Origin of the sequence: Litchfieldia alkalitelluris, from assembly GCF_002019645.1 — a bacterium.
In the GTDB taxonomy this organism is placed as follows: Bacteria; Bacillota; Bacilli; order Bacillales; family Bacillaceae_L; genus Litchfieldia; species Litchfieldia alkalitelluris.
On the sequence record NZ_KV917374.1, the window covers coordinates 5,067,545 to 5,087,109 of the forward strand.

At 41.8% G+C, this 19,565-nt stretch carries 12 protein-coding genes, 16 tRNA genes and 3 rRNA genes; 2 read left to right on the forward strand and 29 right to left on the reverse strand.

Annotated elements, in window-relative coordinates:
- Positions 1 to 264: 264 nt before the first annotated feature.
- From BK579_RS23645 to BK579_RS23685, 9 genes are all read right to left on the reverse strand, one after another.
- Positions 265 to 1,026 (reverse strand): ABC transporter ATP-binding protein, encoded by a 762-nt coding sequence (locus BK579_RS23645; RefSeq protein ID WP_078549799.1) that lies wholly within the window; start codon positions 1,024 to 1,026, stop codon positions 265 to 267.
- On the reverse strand, positions 1,023 to 1,823 hold the full coding sequence (locus tag BK579_RS23650; RefSeq protein ID WP_078549801.1) for an ABC transporter ATP-binding protein: 801 nt from the start codon (positions 1,821 to 1,823) through the stop codon (positions 1,023 to 1,025). Before BK579_RS23650 ends, BK579_RS23645 begins: the two co-directional genes overlap by 4 nt.
- Complete coding sequence (nikC, locus tag BK579_RS23655) at positions 1,823 to 2,668, reverse strand: nickel transporter permease (protein ID WP_078549803.1); 846 nt, start codon at positions 2,666 to 2,668, stop codon at positions 1,823 to 1,825. The genes BK579_RS23650 and nikC overlap by 1 nt, the downstream gene beginning before the upstream one ends.
- Complete coding sequence (nikB, locus tag BK579_RS23660; protein ID WP_078549805.1) at positions 2,668 to 3,612, reverse strand: nickel ABC transporter permease; 945 nt, start codon at positions 3,610 to 3,612, stop codon at positions 2,668 to 2,670. The genes nikC and nikB overlap by 1 nt, the downstream gene beginning before the upstream one ends.
- Entirely contained in the window at positions 3,612 to 5,174 is a 1,563-nt protein-coding gene (nikA, locus tag BK579_RS23665; RefSeq protein ID WP_078550800.1) for a nickel ABC transporter substrate-binding protein, read from the reverse strand. Before nikA ends, nikB begins: the two co-directional genes overlap by 1 nt.
- A 226-nt stretch (positions 5,175 to 5,400) precedes the next feature.
- Positions 5,401 to 5,757 carry a hypothetical protein gene (locus BK579_RS23670; RefSeq protein ID WP_078549807.1) on the reverse strand — a complete coding sequence of 119 codons (357 nt, stop codon included), beginning with the start codon at positions 5,755 to 5,757 and terminating at the stop codon, positions 5,401 to 5,403.
- 20 nt (positions 5,758 to 5,777) lie between these two features.
- Positions 5,778 to 6,047 (reverse strand): 30S ribosomal protein S14, encoded by a 270-nt coding sequence (rpsN, locus tag BK579_RS23675; RefSeq protein ID WP_078549809.1) that lies wholly within the window; start codon positions 6,045 to 6,047, stop codon positions 5,778 to 5,780.
- Between the two features lie 91 nt (positions 6,048 to 6,138).
- Positions 6,139 to 7,332, reverse strand: a complete 1,194-nt coding sequence (locus BK579_RS23680; RefSeq protein ID WP_078549811.1) for a GTP-binding protein — start codon at positions 7,330 to 7,332, stop codon at positions 6,139 to 6,141.
- A 54-nt stretch (positions 7,333 to 7,386) separates the two neighbouring features.
- Complete coding sequence (locus BK579_RS23685) at positions 7,387 to 8,547, reverse strand: NAD(P)/FAD-dependent oxidoreductase (RefSeq protein ID WP_078549813.1); 1,161 nt, start codon at positions 8,545 to 8,547, stop codon at positions 7,387 to 7,389.
- Between the two features lie 216 nt (positions 8,548 to 8,763).
- Here BK579_RS23685 and BK579_RS23690 point away from each other — a divergent pair, with 216 nt between their 5' ends.
- On the forward strand, positions 8,764 to 9,795 hold the full coding sequence (locus BK579_RS23690; RefSeq protein ID WP_328589297.1) for a metal ABC transporter solute-binding protein, Zn/Mn family: 1,032 nt from the start codon (positions 8,764 to 8,766) through the stop codon (positions 9,793 to 9,795).
- 104 nt (positions 9,796 to 9,899) lie between these two features.
- On the opposite strand, the gene BK579_RS23695 is transcribed toward BK579_RS23690, so the two are convergent.
- The 20 genes from BK579_RS23695 to BK579_RS23795 all read right to left on the reverse strand — a co-directional run bounded on the left by BK579_RS23695 (position 9,900) and on the right by BK579_RS23795 (position 18,874).
- Positions 9,900 to 9,980 (reverse strand) — tRNA-Leu (locus BK579_RS23695).
- 35 nt (positions 9,981 to 10,015) lie between these two features.
- A tRNA-Leu gene (locus tag BK579_RS23700) sits at positions 10,016 to 10,101 on the reverse strand.
- 28 nt (positions 10,102 to 10,129) lie between these two features.
- A tRNA-Cys gene (locus tag BK579_RS23705) sits at positions 10,130 to 10,203 on the reverse strand.
- 2 nt (positions 10,204 to 10,205) lie between these two features.
- Positions 10,206 to 10,280, reverse strand: a tRNA-Gly gene (locus BK579_RS23710).
- Positions 10,281 to 10,283: 3 nt separating this feature from the next.
- Positions 10,284 to 10,358 (reverse strand) — tRNA-Gln (locus tag BK579_RS23715).
- A gap of 45 nt (positions 10,359 to 10,403) precedes the next feature.
- Positions 10,404 to 10,479 (reverse strand) — tRNA-His (locus tag BK579_RS23720).
- A gap of 15 nt (positions 10,480 to 10,494) precedes the next feature.
- Positions 10,495 to 10,568: transfer RNA gene (locus BK579_RS23725), tRNA-Trp, on the reverse strand.
- Between the two features lie 29 nt (positions 10,569 to 10,597).
- Positions 10,598 to 10,682: transfer RNA gene (locus tag BK579_RS23730), tRNA-Tyr, on the reverse strand.
- A 9-nt stretch (positions 10,683 to 10,691) separates the two neighbouring features.
- A tRNA-Thr gene (locus BK579_RS23735) sits at positions 10,692 to 10,767 on the reverse strand.
- Between the two features lie 19 nt (positions 10,768 to 10,786).
- Positions 10,787 to 10,862 (reverse strand) — tRNA-Phe (locus tag BK579_RS23740).
- Between the two features lie 9 nt (positions 10,863 to 10,871).
- Positions 10,872 to 10,947, reverse strand: a tRNA-Asp gene (locus BK579_RS23745).
- A 46-nt stretch (positions 10,948 to 10,993) separates the two neighbouring features.
- Positions 10,994 to 11,070: transfer RNA gene (locus BK579_RS23750), tRNA-Met, on the reverse strand.
- Between the two features lie 15 nt (positions 11,071 to 11,085).
- Positions 11,086 to 11,161: transfer RNA gene (locus BK579_RS23755), tRNA-Val, on the reverse strand.
- A gap of 37 nt (positions 11,162 to 11,198) precedes the next feature.
- A tRNA-Glu gene (locus tag BK579_RS23760) sits at positions 11,199 to 11,273 on the reverse strand.
- A gap of 34 nt (positions 11,274 to 11,307) precedes the next feature.
- Positions 11,308 to 11,397, reverse strand: a tRNA-Ser gene (locus BK579_RS23765).
- Positions 11,398 to 11,405: 8 nt separating this feature from the next.
- Positions 11,406 to 11,480, reverse strand: a tRNA-Asn gene (locus BK579_RS23770).
- Between the two features lie 9 nt (positions 11,481 to 11,489).
- A 5S ribosomal RNA gene (rrf, locus tag BK579_RS23775) occupies positions 11,490 to 11,605 on the reverse strand.
- A gap of 124 nt (positions 11,606 to 11,729) precedes the next feature.
- Positions 11,730 to 14,662: ribosomal RNA gene (locus BK579_RS23780) — 23S ribosomal RNA — on the reverse strand.
- Between the two features lie 179 nt (positions 14,663 to 14,841).
- Positions 14,842 to 16,410: ribosomal RNA gene (locus BK579_RS23785) — 16S ribosomal RNA — on the reverse strand.
- The 16S, 23S and 5S rRNA genes sit together here with 16 tRNA genes alongside, the layout of an rRNA operon.
- A 1,597-nt stretch (positions 16,411 to 18,007) precedes the next feature.
- Entirely contained in the window at positions 18,008 to 18,874 is an 867-nt protein-coding gene (locus BK579_RS23795) for a nucleotidyltransferase-like protein (protein ID WP_078549819.1), read from the reverse strand.
- A 302-nt stretch (positions 18,875 to 19,176) separates the two neighbouring features.
- Between BK579_RS23795 and BK579_RS23800 the strand changes: the two genes are divergently transcribed.
- Positions 19,177 to 19,527 (forward strand): YgzB family protein, encoded by a 351-nt coding sequence (locus tag BK579_RS23800; protein WP_078549821.1) that lies wholly within the window; start codon positions 19,177 to 19,179, stop codon positions 19,525 to 19,527.
- Positions 19,528 to 19,565: the final 38 nt, after the last annotated feature.

The following is a 19,565-nucleotide window of genomic DNA, read 5'->3' on the forward strand; positions in this document are numbered from 1 at the left end:
TCCCTCTATAAATCTCAACTAGCAGCAAACCTAAATTCACTGTTTAAGAATGCAAAAGTCATACTCGAATTCACTAAAAACATAGAATGACAACGTATCGTTTCAATATTATAACATATGATCCTTGCACAAAAAGTCACCCAAGACTTCTTAATACTCTCAAAGATCTAGACATTAAGGATTGATTATTAAAAATAAAAAAGATAGGGAGTTAAAGGTCCTATCTCTTTACAATTTAAATATGAAACAAATGATCTTTTATTTCTAAAAAATAGATATCAGTTCTTTTGTATATAGATGGCGCTCAGTACTAAAAAGATGTTCTCGATCGAACTGATCAACAATTACCCCATCTTTCATGACCATGATTCTTTGGCTCATTTGCTTCACTGCAGCAAGGTCATGTGAAATAAACAAATAAGAAAGATTTAAGGTTTCGCGAAGCTCTGTTAAAAGAGTGAGCACCGCCCCCTGGGAAATCACATCTAGGCTTGCGGTCGGCTCATCTAGAACGATAAGTTCGGGTTCAATACTGATAGAACGTGCAATTGTTACACGTTGACGTTGTCCTCCACTTAATTCATGCGGATATTGATTCGCTATATTTGCCGGTAGTTCAACCGCATCAAGCAGTTGTTTAATAAATGCGTCTCTTGAAGTATAGGAAAAATGACTAAGAGTTAGTTCTTTTCTATATTGTTCGTAGGGTTCAATGATCGAATCTTTTATTTTAAGCTTTGGATTTAAAGATGCTGTAGGATTTTGGAATACAATTTGAATTTTTTTCCGATGAGGGTATAACTGACGCTCATTCAACTTTTCAATGGCTTTATCATTAAAATAAATAAAACCGCGATCCACCGATTCAATTCTCAGCAAGCACCGAGCTAACGTACTTTTACCACAGCCACTTTCACCTACAAGTCCTAAACATTCTCCCTTATTCAGTTCAAACGAAAGATTATTTATTGCGATTTTTCCACCGGGAAATGTTTTCATTAAGTTTTTAACTGAAAGTAAACTCATACACTTCCCACCTCATCTAACCCTGATGCTAGCCCTCGTTGTAATACCGGTGCTGCCTGTATTAACTGTTTCGTATATTCGTGTTGCGGATGATCTAGTATTCGGTGTTTTCCACCCGATTCAACAATTTTCCCTTCCTTCATGACTGCTAATCGCGTCGCATAGCGTCTAACATGACGCCAATCATGGGTAATGAACAGAATGGTACACCCTGTTTCTTTTTGTAGCTTGGCAAGTAATTCTAGCACCCTATGCCCTGATACACTATCAAGAGCAGTGGTAATTTCATCAGCGATTAATAAGTCCGGCGATAATAAAAGTGCGATAGCGATGGAAACACGCTGAAGCTGTCCTCCACTCAACTGAAAAGGATATCTATTGTATAAGGTTTCATCTAAACCAACTGATTCAAGTGCTTCAACTGCCTTTGCTCTTCTACTTTTCGAATCCCTGTTCCCGTGTGCCTTCTGGTATTCTTGAAAATGCTGGCCAATTGTTCGAAATGGAGTAAAAGATCCCTGATAATCTTGAAAAATATAAGAAAGCTTTTGGCCACGAATTGTCCTTATTTCTTTTTGGGATAAGGATAGTAAGTCTTTATCTTTAAACATGATCTTACCCTCCACGTGCAAATTGGGTGAAAGCATACGCCCAATCGCCTGTGAGAGAAGACTTTTTCCACTCCCGCTTTGACCAACTAATGCATACCATTCACCTGCACGAATAGAGAGCGACACGTTGTCAACGATGGTCTTTTCTCTAGTGCCAATTGATACTTGCTCCATCGATAATATCATTACCTTACCTCTTTCTTTACATCAAACCGATCTCGTAAATAATCGCCCAGCATATTTGTGACTAACACAACACCTACAATCGCTAAACCAGGATAGATCATTAATTCTGGTCGAGATCCAAAATAAGGTCGTGAGTCATTTAACATTGCTCCCCATTCAGGTATTGGTGGTTGCGCACCTAGTCCAATATAGGAAAATGCAGAAATAAGTAAAATTATTTTTCCAAGGTCAAGACTTGCGAGAACAAGTACATGTCCAACGACATGTGGAAACAAATGTTTACGCATTATTTTTCTTGAAGATAGCCCGTTGATACGAGCAATCATGACATAATCTTTTTGGGATTCTGATAATACGGTACTACGAACAAGGCGAGCATAGTTTACCCATTTGACCAGCACAATTGCTAGCACTAGATTACCGATTCCAGGCCCTAGTAAACCACTGAGAACAATTGCCACTATCGTATCTGGAAAAGCTAAAAATCCATCAGCAATTCTCATAAACACCCGGTCAACAAGTCCTCGTGTATATCCTGCAATAATTCCAATAGGAACTCCAATAAAAAGAGCTACCATCAAGGCCATAAAACTATAACCAAGCGTCTGTTGACCCCCTAATAATAACCTCGTCAACACATCTCGTCCAAGTTGATCCGTTCCGAGTGGATGCTGTAAGCTAGATCCAAGAAGACGATGATCAAGATTTGTTAATGTTGAATCATGCTGTAAATATAGAAACGTATATATGAAAACGGCCAAAAAGAAGACTACACATAATACGGCTGTTATCGCTTGGAATCTGTGCTTTTTTGCCTTCGGCAAACGCATTGACAAACCTGTCATTAGTTAGTCTTCCTTTCTTTCAGTTTCATTTCAGGATTTAAATATCGGTAAGATATGTCCACAACTGTATTTACTAGGAATACAACAATGGCCATGATAAAAATATACCCCTGAATGAATGGGTAATCACGTTGACGGATTGCATCAACAACTAACTTGCCTATCCCTGGATACGCAAATAACACTTCAATCACCACTACACCACCAATTAAGCTTCCTAAACTGACACCAAATACAGTTATCACTGGAGGGAGACTGTGTCTAAGTGCATGGGCGAAGAAAATCCTTGTTTCTGATAATCCACGGGCTCTACCTGCTCTAATAAATTCCTGGCTCAGAGAATCTAATAAACTCGAACGCAGCAAACGCACATATACGCTTGAAATAGCCAAACCAAGGGTCAATGATGGCAAAATCAATGAAGCAAATCCATCTCTTCCCATGGTCGGAAGTATATTTAGACGTGCACCGAATAAATCAATTAAGATTAGACCAAGCCAAAAACTTGGGATAGCTGCACCAAGAATTGATAAACCTCTACTCATTTGATCAATCCAGCTATTCCGATACAAAGCAGATAATGACCCTAATGGTATTGATACCATTAACATGACAACTAATGAACCGACGGCTATCTCTATTGTGGCAGGTAATCCTATTAGGATCATATCCAAAACGGGTTGCCCTGTGACATAAGACACCCCGAAATCGAATTGAATAAATTTCAATAACCATAATCCATACTGGACAAGTAAAGGTTCATTAAACCCCATGTCCTCTCTTAGCGCTTCTATTTGTTCCTGACTAACAGCTAGCTCATCTACATTTAAAATTGTCAATACAGGATCGCCAGGTGCTAGTCGAACAAAAGAAAAGCTAACAAAGGTAATAAATAATACAAACAATACCACTTCAAAGAATTTCCTCGCTACAATTTTGAGCATTACTTCACATCCAGCTCGTTTGTAATCATGTAATATTCGCTTCTGCTAGTTACCCAATTGTCCACTTTATTTTCATCATAAGCCACAATCGTAGATGGATGAAGGACAAATGAATTGATCACATTTTCATGTACATAATCGGCAGCCTGCTCAGCAAGTATAGCTCGTTCTTCTTGACTAACGGTTTGATTTAATTGATCAATAATTGTAGTCAATTGAGGATCTTCAGTGCCGCTAAAGTTGAGTGCACCAGTTGGGTGATATGTTGCATTTAAGTAGTAGCCGGCATCCCCACGAGGAGCTGTTAAATTACTATATGTCGCTAAATCCCAATCACGATTTGATGCCATATATTCTTCTGGAGTATCAATTTGACGAAGTTCTACTTCTATACCAAGTTGTTTTGCATCTGATTGAAACACTTGAGCAATTAAAGGTAGATCTGCCCTTGCACTATAAGTTAAGAGAGTAAATGAAAGTTGTTCTCCGTCTTTTTGCATTTTTCCATCCTTAAGTGTGTAGCCCGCTTCCTCTAAATATTGAACCGCCATATCTTTTCCTGTATTTTCACTTTGTTCATAAGTTGGTGCAAATGGTAAGGATGGTGCAAAAGGACCGACTGCTGGTTCTCCATATCCTAAAAGAATCGTATCAACAATCTTTTGACGATCTATTAAAGCATCAACAGCTCGGCGAACATTAACATCCTGTAAGCTTTTACGTTCCATATTCATCGTCATTTGATGTACTCGGAACGTCTCTGTTGCTTCAACCTTCATGCCCTCTTGAGACTTTAACGCTTCTAAACTTTCAACCTCTGGACGATAAACGATATCAACTTGCCCAGATTTAAGAGCGAGTGTTCGAGCATTTGCATCTTCATTAAAAGCAAATGTCACTGAATCCAAATTAGAGGCTCCATCCCAGTAATCATCATAACGCTTTAGTTCCAGCTTACTTCCTGGTGCAAAGGATTCAAGTATAAATGGGCCAGTTCCTATTGGTTTATTAACAAAATCAGTCTCTGATACATCAATAATCGATACATTTGGATTCACAAGTTCAGAAACAAACTCTGGAAATACTTCTTTGGTGGTGATCTTTAAGGTATAACCTTCTGCTTCAATTTTATCTATCTTCAAGGCATTTTGAATAGCGATACTCTCTTTTAATGCTCGATCGAGGGACGCTTTTACTGACTGTGCATCCATTTTATTACCGTTATGGAAAGTAACATCTGTACGAAGGTTAATGGTCCAATGTTGCCCGTCTTCCCCTTCCCAGCTTTCTGCTAACCAAGGTGCAATCGTTAAATTTTCTTCGTCTAATTGAACTAATGTTTCCGTGATTCCTGCTCTTAATGGAACGTAGCTTGAATCCACATGAGGATCTAGAGAATTAGTTGAGAAATTATAAAGAAAACTTACGTGCTTTTCTTTTCCACTTTCTGTAGTTTCCGGTGACTGAGTACACGCACTTAACAAGATGACACATACCAAAAAGAAAGCCCATTTTCTAAAGCTAACTCCTATATATTTTGCTTTTATACTACTGTTTTTCATCCTCATTTTATGCTCCTTATGTTCATTTATTTTAATCGTAATTATTATGATTTAATTTATAACGAAATGGTTACGATTTGTATTATATCGAAATGATTACGATTTGACAATAAGAAAATATGAAATAATGAATATATCTTTTCCTTATAACATTTCTAAACAAAATTATTTAAAGCCTCTCAATTAGTAAAAAGACTGATTCCTTCTAAGAAATCAGCCTTAATACCTAAGATGTTATAAAGAAATACTGTATATTTTGATTTGTGCTAATTTGGGTACCGTTTATATGTTCTGTAACATCAATCCATTTATAGTTATTAAGTCTTTTTTCAAGCTTTTCACTAATTTCATCTTCAATATCTTGCATTACTCTTAGTGTTGTCTCTATTGATATATTGAACTGTTTGGCAGCTTGATGATGTGGTGAATGTTCCCTAAGAAGCTCTAAAAATTGCTCCTTCGTTTCGGATTGCTTTGCAAGACAATCCTCAATACTCACAATAAATTGATAGAGCTTTCTCCTATTCCATGGCAAGGAAGTTACAATATCTTCTATAAAAATATTGATCATCTTTTCGTTCATAATATTACCCTTCTTTCTTTTTACCAGCTAGCTTTCTTTACGCCCGGAATCTGCCCCTTATGTGCAAGTTCACGAAAAGCAATTCGTGACATTTTAAACTTTCTCAGATAACCTCTTGGTCTACCGGTTACTAAACAGCGATTGTGAAGACGAGAAGGTGCTGAATCCCTTGGGAGTTTACTTAAAGCTAAATAATCCCCTTTTGCTTTAAGTTCTTTTCTAATTTCTGCATATTGTTCCACTAGCTTTTGTCTCTTTAGTTCTTTTACTACTTTTGACTTCTTTGCCATTTTATTTTCCCTCCCATTATTAAAACAAAATCATTACGATTTAAACAGTATTTTTTTATAAAGATATTATACTCTGTATTGGAAAGCTATCTTATATCGTCAACTCTTCTATATTAAAAGGCGGAAGTGGATCATCAAGTTTATTCCAATCTTCACCCATTTCCTCTTCTGTTAATAAACATTCATCAAGACTTGCTATAAGCTCTTCTTTGTTCATGTGAATTCCAATAAACACTAACTCATTCATTCGGTCGCCATATTCATCATCCCAGCGTTCCAATAATTCTGGTTCCTCTTCAAGAATTTTTGCTTGTTCCTCCTTAGAAGTTGCAGCAATCCATTCTCCTGCCGCTTGAAAAATAATAGAAGTTCCAGCCTGTGAGAGCATACCTGTTAAATTGTTTCGGGTAGGTAACCAAAAGAACCCCTTTGCACGCACTACTTCTTCTGGCCAGTTTTCTAACCACACTTTCCACCTTTCTGGATGAAATGGTCTTCTACTACGATAAACAAAGGAAGAGATACCGTACTCTTCTGTCTCTGGCGTATGCTCTTCATTTAATTCTTTTATCCAGCCTGCTGCTTGACTCGCTTTTTCAAAATCAAATAGACCCGTGTTTAATATATTCGATAAAGCAACAACGGAATGTGCACTTTCAACCACCTTTGTCTCTGGATTCAGCTTTTGCAGTACATTCCTCAATTCCTCCATACTTTCTCGACTAACTAAATCAATTTTGTTTAAAATAATGACATTCGCAAATTCAATTTGATCAATGAGTAAATCCACCACTTCCCTAGTATCCGTTTCGTCATCCACCTGTTTTCTATCAAGTAGACTTTCTCCTGATGCAAAGTCGTGCCAAAAGCGGTTCGCGTCTACCACTGTCACCATAGTATCAAGTTGACAATACTCAGACAGATTTATTCCTAATCCTTCATCGAAATATGTAAATGTTTGTGCAACAGGTACAGGCTCAGAAATTCCGGATGATTCGATTAAGATATAATCAATATCTCCCTCTTTAACAAGACGCTCCACTTCAATGATTAAATCCTCGCGCAGCGTACAGCAAATACAGCCATTCTGCATTTCAACAAGTCTTTCTTCGGTGCGACCAAATCCACCTTTTTTCACCATTGAAGCATCAATATTTACCTCGCTCATGTCATTTACAATAACAGCAACCTTTAAATTTTCTTTGTTATGTAAAACATGATTTAACAAGGTCGTCTTTCCCGAACCTAGGTATCCACTTAAAACCGTTACTGGTATCTTTTTCATATTATTTTCTCCCTCATAAAATCCATTTTAAACAGAATCATTACGATTTAAGTTTTATAAACTGGAAACAATTTTTTCTGCGGCCTGTCTTGCGCCAGAAATATTTCTTGCAATAGGTCCTATTTCCAACTCTGCTAATGGTCCCATCACATACAGATGAGGACACCATTGGAGGTCTCTATTTACAATCGGATAGCCGCAATTGGCACACGTTAAATTTTCCTCTTCAATCAATTGCTCCACCCAATTGCCAGGTCTTGTTGGTATAAAACCTGTAGCTAGTAAAACATGTTGGACTTGGTACGACTCCGAGCTAACGTGAAGACTGACATATTCCTGATCATTGGTATAAGAGTTTACCTCCCCGTCAACCACACGTAGCTTTTGCTTATCTACCAGTCCCTTTACCTTACGTAAGACGTCCGTCGGTACAGAACCTTTTAATCTGGCTTTTACTATTTGTTCACGACGACTCGTATAATTCTTCACCATACGAAAAGGACCTTGTCGTTTTAATCCTAACCAACCAGGATCACTATCAAAGTCGTGAATCCGAAATGGATGGCGTTTGATTAGAGTGACTTCACCAGGAAATTCTCCTGCCATCTTAATTGCAAGGTGAGCAGCCGTAATCCCTCCTCCAATAATTGCTATCGGTGGTTTTATCTCTTTTAAATCCTTTAGGTTATCATCAAATATATGGCGAACTCGTTGTGGAGAAGCGGAAGCAAGATTTTTTGCCCAATCAGGGATATATAGTTGCTCATTTATACTAATAGCAATGACAACGTTTTTCGACTGAATCATATTTCCATTTTCCAGCGTAACATCCCATCCATCTTTACCTTTTCGAACTTTTCCAACTATACCTTGATACCAGCTTTTCTTTAAATTGGTATCATATATAATTTGATCACAATGATCGTTAAACAATTGAAGCGATGGACGTTTATACATTCCATAAAATTGGTTATGTAGATTGGATATCTTTCCAAATTGCTGCAAACTAAATGGATGAACATCAATATGATGAACGGAAGGAGAGCGAAGAAATGACATGCTTATTTTTTCCGTATTTCGTTTCCATCTAGCCATAGGCTCTGAATGGGGGTCAACGATGCAAAGCTTTTCATTTTGGACTATACCATGTTGAATTAAAAAGTTAGAAATGGTGCAACCATGAATTCCTCCTCCGATAACTAACCAATCAAACAATATTTGACCTCCTTTCATTAAAGCGAAATGATTACGATTTATATTTTAAACAACTCGGAAACGAAACGCAAGCACTTTTGATTTAGGAAAAGCCCTTTCTTGCGGTAAACTATATATTCTCGATATCTATTTACAAATCGTAATGATTACTATTATAATCATTATAAATCGTAATTATTACGTTTTAATCATGGATAGAAATAATATAATGAGGAAGTGACAGAATTGATAAAAAAGTTAAGTTTATTTACTTTTCTTACTAGTTTAATTGTACTAACAGCATGTTCTAGTACTAACACCGAAACTAATCAGGAAAGCACTAGTGACAAACTCCAAATCTATACAACTATTTATCCATTACAATATTTTACGGAGAGAATTGGTGGAGATTATGTTTCAACGGAGAATTTAGTGCCTCCTGGTGCAGATGCTCATAATGTCGAAATTACAACTAAAAAAATGGTGGATGTAGCAGAAGGTGATGCCTTCATTTATACCGGAACTGAGATAGTAGGATTTGCAGATTCAATTATAAAATCCCTCTCGAAGGAAGATGTAGCTATTGTAAACTCCACAATGAATGTTTCATTTATTGCAGCAAAGGACGCACATCATGAACATGATGACCATAGTGGGGAAAATCAGAGTGAAGAAAAGGTAGGAGATCATGACGAATCCAATGAACACGCGGATCATGAAGACCATGAAGGTCATGCGCACACCTTTGACACTGATCCTCATGTATGGTTAGATCCGTTACGTTCCATTGTGATCGCTGAAAATATAAAAAATGCGTTAGTTGATATGAAGCCTGGACAGAAACAAGAATTTGAAGAGAATTTCTCTATTTTAAAGATTGAATTAGAGGATTTACATAAAGAGTTTAAGAATGTGGTAGACCAATCAAAATCAAAAACCTTTGTTGTTTCCCACTCTGCTTATGGATATTGGGAGGATCTTTATGGATTAAAACAAGTTGGGATTAGTGGTCTTTCCCCTACTAATGAACCCTCACAGAAACAGTTATCATCAATCATTGACCTTGTTCAGGAAAATGAATTAAAGTATGTCTTTTTTGAACAGAATTTACAGAATAAAGTTGCAGAGATTGTAAAAAATGAAACGGGCACTGAAGCTCTTACACTTCACAACCTTGAAGCCATTACAGATGAGAATATAAAAAATCATGAAGACTATTTTGACATTATGAAAAAGAACATTCAAGCTTTGAAACTAGCACTTAATTGAGTAAATTCTATAATAAAATTAAAAAAACATAGAAATCAAATTTTTATTTTCTATGTTTCAAAATGAATACAAAAAAACATTTCACAATGTGAAATGTTTTTAGATACCGGTGGCCGGGGTCGAACCGGCACTCCAGAGGAACACGATTTTGAGTCGTGCGCGTCTGCCAATTCCGCCACACCGGCAAGAATATATATGAAACTAATTAAAATTGTAAGGATGCCGAGGACCGGAATCGAACCGGTACGGTAGTCACCTACCGCAGGATTTTAAGTCCTGTGCGTCTGCCAGTTCCGCCACCCCGGCATGTAAATATGGTGGACTTGATCTCAAATGGAGGCGGCAACCGGATTCGAACCGGTGGTAAAGGTTTTGCAGACCTCTGCCTTACCACTTGGCTATGCCGCCGTTGGAGCGGAAGACGGGATTCGAACCCGCGACCCCCACCTTGGCAAGGTGGTGTTCTACCACTGAACTACTTCCGCAAATGGCTGGGCTAGCTGGATTTGAACCAACGCATGACGGAGTCAAAGTCCGTTGCCTTACCGCTTGGCTATAGCCCACTGAAGATACCTAATATATATTTCATTTCATTTTATTATATAAAATGGGGCGACTGATGGGAATCGAACCCACGAATGTCGGAACCACAATCCGATGCGTTAACCACTTCGCCACAACCGCCATGGAATAAAAAAATGGCAGGGGCAGTAGGAATCGAACCCACACCGGAGGTTTTGGAGACCTCTGTTCTACCGTTAAACTATGCCCCTATTAAGTTAAATGTGATAACAAATTTAAATGGTGGAGGGGGACGGATTCGAACCGCCGAACCCTCAGGGAGCGGATTTACAGTCCGCCGCGTTTAGCCACTTCGCTACCCCTCCATATTTAAATGGTGCCGGCGAAAGGAGTCGAACCCTCGACCTACTGATTACAAGTCAGTTGCTCTACCAACTGAGCTACACCGGCATTTTTTTTTACATAGAAATGGTGGCTCGGGACGGAATCGAACCGCCGACACATGGATTTTCAGTCCATTGCTCTACCGACTGAGCTACCGAGCCATACTATAATGGCGGTCCCGACCGGGATCGAACCGGCGATCTCCTGCGTGACAGGCAGGCATGTTAACCGCTACACCACGGGACCAGACTTTTTTTAAGTTTCACTTGAGAATATCTATTATAAATTGGTTTGGTTGCGGGGACAGGATTTGAACCTGCGACCTTCGGGTTATGAGCCCGACGAGCTACCAGACTGCTCCACCCCGCGATAATAAAAAATATATGGTGGAGGATGACGGGATCGAACCGCCGACCCCCTGCTTGTAAGGCAGGTGCTCTCCCAGCTGAGCTAATCCTCCGATAATTTGGGTTATTTCACTGATGTTGATATAACTTTGGTGACCCGTACGGGATTCGAACCCGTGTTACCGCCGTGAAAGGGCGGTGTCTTAACCGCTTGACCAACGGGCCAAACAAGCATAATGCTTATTTATATAAAACCTAGTGGCGGAGAGCAAGGGATTCGAACCCTTGAGACGGGTTACCGCCTACACGATTTCCAATCGTGCTCCTTCGACCACTCGGACAGCTCTCCAAATGGAATGGCTCCACAGGCAGGACTCGAACCTGCGACCGATCGGTTAACAGCCGATAGCTCTACCACTGAGCTACTGTGGAATAATCCAAGCCTAGCGACGTCCTACTCTCACAGGGGGAATCCCCCAACTACCATCGGCGCTGAAGAGCTTAACTTCCGTGTTCGGTATGGGAACGGGTGTGACCTCTTCGCCATCATCACTAGACTATTTTTCAAGGACAAACTTTATTATACTAGCATTTTCATAAATTTCAAGAGGAAATTTTATGATTAGCTGTAAAATTGTTCGCACCTTCAAAACTAGATAACGTTCATACATTCATTAATATTTGGTTAAGTCCTCGATCGATTAGTATCAGTCAGCTACACACGTCACCGCGCTTCCACCTCTGACCTATCAACCTCGTCATCTTCGAGGGATCTTACTAGCTTGCGCTATGGGAAATCGCATCTGGAGGGGGGCTTCATGCTTAGATGCTTTCAGCACTTATCCCGTCCCCACCTAGCGACCCAGCGATGCGCTTGGCAGAACAACTGGTACACCAGCGGGGTGTCCATCCCGGTCCTCTCGTACTAAGGACAGCTCCTCTCAAATTTCCTACGCCCACGACGGATAGGGACCGAACTGTCTCACGACGTTCTGAACCCAGCTCGCGTACCGCTTTAATGGGCGAACAGCCCAACCCTTGGGACCGACTACAGCCCCAGGATGCGATGAGCCGACATCGAGGTGCCAAACCTCCCCGTCGATGTGGACTCTTGGGGGAGATAAGCCTGTTATCCCCGGGGTAGCTTTTATCCGTTGAGCGATGGCCCTTCCATGCGGAACCACCGGATCACTAAGCCCGACTTTCGTCCCTGCTCGACTTGTAGGTCTCGCAGTCAAGCTCCCTTGTGCCTTTACACTCTACGAATGATTTCCAACCATTCTGAGGGAACCTTTGGGCGCCGCCGTTACATTTTAGGAGGCGACCGCCCCAGTCAAACTGCCCACCTGACACTGTCTCCCATGCCGATTTAGGCATGTGGGTTAGAATTTCAATACAGCCAGGGTAGTATCCCACCGACGCCTCCACCGAAGCTGGCGCTCCGGCTTCTCCGGCTCCTACCTATCCTGTACAAGCTGTACCAAAATTCAATATCAGGCTACAGTAAAGCTCCACGGGGTCTTTCCGTCCTGTCGCGGGTAACCTGCATCTTCCCAGGTACTATAATTTCACCGAGTCTCTCGTTGAGACAGTGCCCAGATCGTTACACCTTTCGTGCGGGTCGGAACTTACCCGACAAGGAATTTCGCTACCTTAGGACCGTTATAGTTACGGCCGCCGTTTACTGGGGCTTCGATTCAAAGCTTCTCTTGCGATAACCTCTCCTCTCAACCTTCCAGCACCGGGCAGGTGTCAGCCCCTATACTTCGCCTTGCGGCTTCGCAGAGACCTGTGTTTTTGCTAAACAGTCGCCTGGGCCTATTCACTGCGGCTTATCAGGGCTATTCACCCTAATAAGCACCCCTTCTCCCGAAGTTACGGGGTCATTTTGCCGCGTTCCTTAACGAGAGTTCTCTCGAACACCTTAGGATTCTCTCCTCGCCTACCTGTGTCGGTTTGCGGTACGGGCACCTCTCACCTCGCTAGAGGCTTTTCTTGGCAGTGTGAAATCAGGAACTTCGGTACTTTATTTCCCTCGCCATCACAGCTCAGCCTTAACGATTCGCGGATTTGCCTACGAATCAGCCTTACTGCTTGGACGCGCATATCCAACAGCGCGCTTACCCTATCCTTCTGCGTCCCCCCATTACTCAAACGGTGAGGAGGTGGTACAGGAATTTCAACCTGTTGTCCATCGCCTACGCCTTTCGGCCTCGGCTTAGGTCCCGACTTACCCTGAGCGGACGAGCCTTCCTCAGGAAACCTTAGCCATACGGTGGAGGGGATTCTCCCCCCTCTTTCGCTACTCATACCGGCATTCTCACTTCTAAGCGCTCCACCAGTCCTTCCGGTCTGACTTCACTGCACTTAGAACGCTCTCCTACCGTTGTTCTAAAAGAACAATCCACAGCTTCGGTGATACGTTTAGCCCCGGTACATTTTCGGCGCAGAGTCACTCGACCAGTGAGCTATTACGCACTCTTTAAATGGTGGCTGCTTCTAAGCCAACATCCTGGTTGTCTGGGCAACTCCACATCCTTTTCCACTTAACGTATACTTTGGGACCTTAGCTGGTGGTCTGGGCTGTTTCCCTCTTGACTACGGATCTTATCACTCGCAGTCTGACTCCTGGATATAAGTCTTTGGCATTCGGAGTTTGACTGAATTCGGTAACGCGTTGGGGGCCCCTAGTCCAATCAGTGCTCTACCTCCAAGACTCTAAATCCAAGGCTAGCCCTAAAGCTATTTCGGAGAGAACCAGCTATCTCCAAGTTCGATTGGAATTTCTCCGCTACCCACACCTCATCCCCGCACTTTTCAACGTGCGTGGGTTCGGGCCTCCATTCAGTGTTACCTGAACTTCACCCTGGACATGGGTAGATCACCTGGTTTCGGGTCTACAACCACGTACTCATGCGCCCTATTCAGACTCGCTTTCGCTGCGGCTCCGTCTTATCAACTTAACCTTGCCCGTGATCGTAACTCGCCGGTTCATTCTACAAAAGGCACGCCATCACCCGTTAACGGGCTCGGACTACTTGTAGGCACACGGTTTCAGGATCTCTTTCACTCCCCTTCCGGGGTGCTTTTCACCTTTCCCTCACGGTACTGGTTCACTATCGGTCACTAGGGAGTATTTAGCCTTGGGAGATGGTCCTCCCTGCTTCCGACGGGATTTCTCGTGTCCCGCCGTACTCAGGATCCACTCTAGAGAGAGCGAAGTTTCGACTACAGGGCTGTTACCTTCTGTGGCTGACCTTTCCAGGTCTCCTCAGCTACTTCGTTCTTTTGTAACTCCGTACAGAGTGTCCTACAACCCCAAGAGGCAAGCCTCTTGGTTTGGGCTATTTTCCGTTTCGCTCGCCGCTACGCAGGAAATCGCGTTTGCTTTCTCTTCCTCCGGGTACTTAGATGTTTCAGTTCCCCGGGTTTACCTTCAACTACCCTATGAATTCAGGTAGAGATACTACTCCATTACGAGCAGTGGGTTTCCCCATTCGGAAATCTTCGGATCAAAGCTTACTTACAGCTCCCCGCAGCATATCGGGGTTAGTCCCGTCCTTCATCGGCTCCTAGTGCCAAGGCATCCACCGTGCGCCCTTACTAACTTAACCTAAGTTAAAGTCGTAAAAACTTTACAGTTTATTACTTTGGTTTTAATTCTTAATGAATGTCTTGTTACGTTATCTAGTTATCAAGGTACGAATTCTAATAGAAGGAAAGTTCCTTCAAAACTGACCACAATAAATCAAGCGTCTTTTTATGAATCTCATAAGAGATTCAGTTTCCTTAGAAAGGAGGTGATCCAGCCGCACCTTCCGATACGGCTACCTTGTTACGACTTCACCCCAATCATCTGTCCTACCTTAGGCGGCTGGCTCCTAGATGAAACAAGTTTCATCTTAGGTTACCCCACCGACTTCGGGTGTTACAAACTCTCGTGGTGTGACGGGCGGTGTGTACAAGGCCCGGGAACGTATTCACCGCGGCAGGCTGATCCGCGATTACTAGCGATTCCAGCTTCATGCAGGCGAGTTGCTGCCTGCAATCCGAACTGAGAATGGTTTTATGGGATTCGCTTAACCTCGCGGTTTTGCTGCCCTTTGTACCATCCATTGTAGCACGTGTGTAGCCCAGGTCATAAGGGGCATGATGATTTGACGTCATCCCCACCTTCCTCCGGTTTGTCACCGGCAGTCACCTTAGAGTGCCCAACTGAATGCTGGCAACTAAGATCAAGGGTTGCGCTCGTTGCGGGACTTAACCCAACATCTCACGACACGAGCTGACGGCAACCATGCACCACCTGTCACCTTTGTCCCCGAAGGGAAAACTCTATCTCTAGAGCGGTCAGAGGGATGTCAAGACCTGGTAAGGTTCTTCGCGTTGCTTCGAATTAAACCACATGCTCCACCGCTTGTGCGGGCCCCCGTCAATTCCTTTGAGTTTCAGTCTTGCGACCGTACTCCCCAGGCGGAGTGCTTAATGCGTTTGCTGCAGCACTAAGGGGCGGAAACCCCCTAACACTTAGCACTCATCGTTTACGGCGTGGACTACCAGGGTATCTAATCCTGTTCGCTCCCCACGCTTTCGCTCCTCAGCGTCAGTTACAGACCAGAGAGTCGCCTTCGCCACTGGTGTTCCTCCACATCTCTACGCATTTCACCGCTACACGTGGAATTCCACTCTCCTCTTCTGCACTCAAGTCTCCCAGTTTCCAATGACCCTCCCCGGTTGAGCCGGGGGCTTGCACATCAGACTTAAAAGACCGCCTGCGAGCGCTTTACGCCCAATAATTCCGGATAACGCTTGCCACCTACGTATTACCGCGGCTGCTGGCACGTAGTTAGCCGTGGCTTTCTGGTTAAGTACCGTCAAGGTACGAGCAGTTACTCTCGTACTTGTTCTTCCTTAACAACAGAACTTTACGACCCGAAGGCCTTCATCGTTCACGCGGCGTTGCTCCGTCAGACTTTCGTCCATTGCGGAAGATTCCCTACTGCTGCCTCCCGTAGGAGTCTGGGCCGTGTCTCAGTCCCAGTGTGGCCGATCACCCTCTCAGGTCGGCTACGCATCGTTGCCTTGGTGAGCCGTTACCTCACCAACTAGCTAATGCGCCGCGGGCCCATCTGTAAGTGATAGCCGAAACCATCTTTTAATAGAGAACCATGAGGTTCTTTATATTATCCGGTATTAGCTCCGGTTTCCCGAAGTTATCCCAGTCTTACAGGCAGGTTGCCCACGTGTTACTCACCCGTCCGCCGCTAATCTTTAGGAGCAAGCTCCTAAAGATTCGCTCGACTTGCATGTATTAGGCACGCCGCCAGCGTTCATCCTGAGCCAGGATCAAACTCTCCAATAAGAGATATTTGATTGCTCAAATAAAAATTTAAAACTAGATTAAACGTTGACGCTTGTTTATTGTGTTCAGTTTTCAAAGAACTTTATGTTGTCGTCTCGTTAAGGCGACTTTCATAATATATCATGTTGTTTTTTATATGTCAACACGTTTTTTTAAACATTTGCAACTGCGTATCAGCAGCGACGAAAAATAATATACCATGTTTCCAACTTACCCGTCAACACTTTATTAAAATAAAATTTGAGACTTTATGAAACTGGTTACCCTCCTTGTTCAGAATGATTGAGGAGCCACTCGACCTACGGGATCTAGTGGTTTCGCGAGACCCCGCAGGAGCTCTGGAAGCGACGAAAAGGTTCACGGGCCGCCCCGCGGAAAGCAGGTGGATCGCAGCGATTAGAACACGGCAACCTAAGAAGTTTTCAGGGTAGACCTTTATACAAATAAGTATTTGCACCATGGAGGATGAAAATGTTTTGTTCAGTCAGGAGAGCAACTAGAAACTACTGATCTTTCGGTCTCGAATACTTTGATTCCCTTTTATAGGATTTTGGCATGAGAAAAGGAATCAAACAACTCTTTTCATTCCCTTTGTTGGGCTTTTAACATGAGAAAGGGAATCAAACAACTCTTTTCATTCCCTTTGTTGGGCTTTAGGCATGAGAAAAGGAATCAAACAACTCTTTTCATTCCCTTTGTTGGGCTTTAGGCATGAGAAAGGGAATCAAACAACTCTTTTCATTCCCTTTGTTGGGCTTTAGGCATGAGAAAAGGAATCAAACAACTCTTTTTATTCCCTTTGTTGGGCTTTAGGCATGAGAAAAGGAATCAAACAACTCTTTTCATTCCCTTTGTTGGGCTTTAGGCATGAGAAAGGGAATCAAACAACTCTTTTCATTCCCTTTGTTGGGCTTTTAACATGAGAAAAGGAATCAAACAACTCTTTTCATTACCTTTGTTGGGCTTTAGGCATGAGAAAAGGAATTTGTTCCATGCGAATAAGCATTTCCACCATGGAGAATGAAAAAATGTTTAGTTATTTGTACTTATCTTAGTGTCTAGCTCCTGTCGCCGATGATCGAGCGCCTTCAGCTTTTCTGTTTTCAGGGTAGACTTTCATGCTAATTAAAATTAGCACCATGGAGTATGAAAAATTATACTTAGCTTAGTGTCTAGCTCCAGGCGCTATCGGCTCGGGGTCATAAGTCAATCCTGCTAGAAGGTTAAAGAACAACCTTCTAGCAGTCTCGCCTTATGCCTGTCGCCGATGATCGAGCGCCTTCAGCTTTTCTTTTTTCAGGGTAGACATCCATGCTAAATAAGTATTTCGCACCATGGTGTATGAAAAAATGTTTCCTCCTCAGTGTGGAATGAGTGGAGAGCCACTTGACTCCTGCGGGATCCAATGGTCTCGCGAGACCCCGCAGGAGCCCGCCCCTGGCGACGAGGAGGCTCACGGAACACCCCGCGGAAAGCAAGTGGATCGCAGCTCATGGAACTCCACAACCAAAGTTATTTTCAGAGTAGACCAAATAAAAAAAGAACACCAAAGAATCCCTCCTTCACTGCTCTTTCTCTGCTATCCCTTATTCTCCATTCACTTAACAATATAATTTCTATGAAATATATCTTTCCCCTTAGTAGGAACTTTTTCTATCTCTATTAAATGCTTCTCAACCAAAAATTCTAACATCAGCTCAAGATCTACTTGATAATAACTTAAATCAGGGTGACCTAAAATTTCTCCAAAGGTCCATGAATCATCCTTATTACCTAAAACCTCAAGTAAATGCTGCCCACCTTGCTTCGCACGTGTATGTATTAAAAATTCACTCGCAAGGAAGAGTAACTCTAGTCTCTTACCTAGGGTTTCTTCACTTTCAACTAATTCTTCATACAATTTATAAATTGAAGGATCAATCTGCCTTACTTGAGGCCAAACAATTACTTCAGGATGAAGTCCACTTTCAATGACAGCTAGACGTGCTAAGTGATGAAGGGCATGAATCACATTATTATACGCATCTAGGTAATGACCGATTTCAAAGAAGGCTTTACCATCCTGGTACCTCCTAATTAATTTTCCAAATTCAATCCCCATCTTGATCTTACGTTGATGCTGGGGAAATTCTTTGAGTTCATCCTTCAAATTATTAATATATTCATTTCTATCAAATATGGCCTTCCCATTAAGGATCCATTCAATGACCTTCCGATTAGAACCCATGAACAGCCACTCTTTCAACTGAGCTTCTGCAACCGTATATAAACTCGCTTTGCTATTCTCGTAATCATAATGCTTAATCGATAAAGACGGAGTTGATTCTTTAACGATAACTAATAAAATCGCGTCAAAGTTATCAGTTACCGGAAAGGTATTTAATTTCTTTTCTACTATTACTATTCCTAACGTATTCGGATGACTGGCTCTTTCTTGATAAATTGGACGAAGTCTATTTTCCATTTGGGTTCCTCCATTTAGATTAAGGCTCTTTTCGAACTATTTTTCACTAAACAAATCGGAAATCTTTCTTTCACTAAGAAGAAAGCTACCACTACCTTTAGTTAAAAGTGTTATCGATTCCTTAATCAAAAGTAAGTTTGCGAAACTAGCCTAATTTAATTGACTATATGATTCGACGAAAAAATCCCAAACCCTTCTTGCTGATCTATAGAAGCTATTAGTTAGATTTATTATTTTTATAAAATACTCTATTATGTCTTTGTAAATGATATGCTATATTTTAGTAAGGAGGTTTGGTTTAAATGGCAAAAAAATATTCAAGTAAAATAAATAAAATTCGTACATTTGCATTAAGTCTCATTTTTGTTGGGTTTGCAGTCATGTATGGTGGACTATTTTTTAGAAATCATCCCCTTGTTATGACGTTATTTATGCTATTTGGTTTACTGTTCATCATAGCAAGTACTGGCGTTTATTTCTGGATAGGTCTTTTATCAACTAGAACCGTTCAGGTTACATGCCCAAATTGTCAAAAACAAACAAAAATACTTGGGCGAGTCGATATGTGTATGTATTGTAATGAACCTTTAACACTTGATCCTGCTTTGGAAGGAAGAGAGTTTAATGAAAAGTACAATCGAAAAAATACCTAAAAATAAAGCTGACAGCTAGTTTTGCTGTCAGCATTTAA

Excerpts from the sequence above, each read along its gene's own strand:
- rpsN (WP_078549809.1), bottom strand. The coding sequence starts at position 6,047 with ATGGCAAAGAAGTCAAAAGTAGTAAAAGAACTAAAGAGACAAAAGCTA.
- BK579_RS23800 (WP_078549821.1), top strand. The coding sequence starts at position 19,177 with ATGGCAAAAAAATATTCAAGTAAAATAAATAAAATTCGTACATTTGCA.
- BK579_RS23795 (WP_078549819.1), bottom strand. The coding sequence starts at position 18,874 with ATGGAAAATAGACTTCGTCCAATTTATCAAGAAAGAGCCAGTCATCCG.
- nikB (WP_078549805.1), bottom strand. The coding sequence starts at position 3,612 with ATGCTCAAAATTGTAGCGAGGAAATTCTTTGAAGTGGTATTGTTTGTA.
- nikA (WP_078550800.1), bottom strand. The coding sequence starts at position 5,174 with ATGAAAAACAGTAGTATAAAAGCAAAATATATAGGAGTTAGCTTTAGA.
- BK579_RS23670 (WP_078549807.1), bottom strand. The coding sequence starts at position 5,757 with ATGAACGAAAAGATGATCAATATTTTTATAGAAGATATTGTAACTTCC.
- BK579_RS23650 (WP_078549801.1), bottom strand. The coding sequence starts at position 1,823 with ATGATATTATCGATGGAGCAAGTATCAATTGGCACTAGAGAAAAGACC.
- BK579_RS23645 (WP_078549799.1), bottom strand. The coding sequence starts at position 1,026 with ATGAGTTTACTTTCAGTTAAAAACTTAATGAAAACATTTCCCGGTGGA.
- BK579_RS23680 (WP_078549811.1), bottom strand. The coding sequence starts at position 7,332 with ATGAAAAAGATACCAGTAACGGTTTTAAGTGGATACCTAGGTTCGGGA.
- nikC (WP_078549803.1), bottom strand. The coding sequence starts at position 2,668 with ATGACAGGTTTGTCAATGCGTTTGCCGAAGGCAAAAAAGCACAGATTC.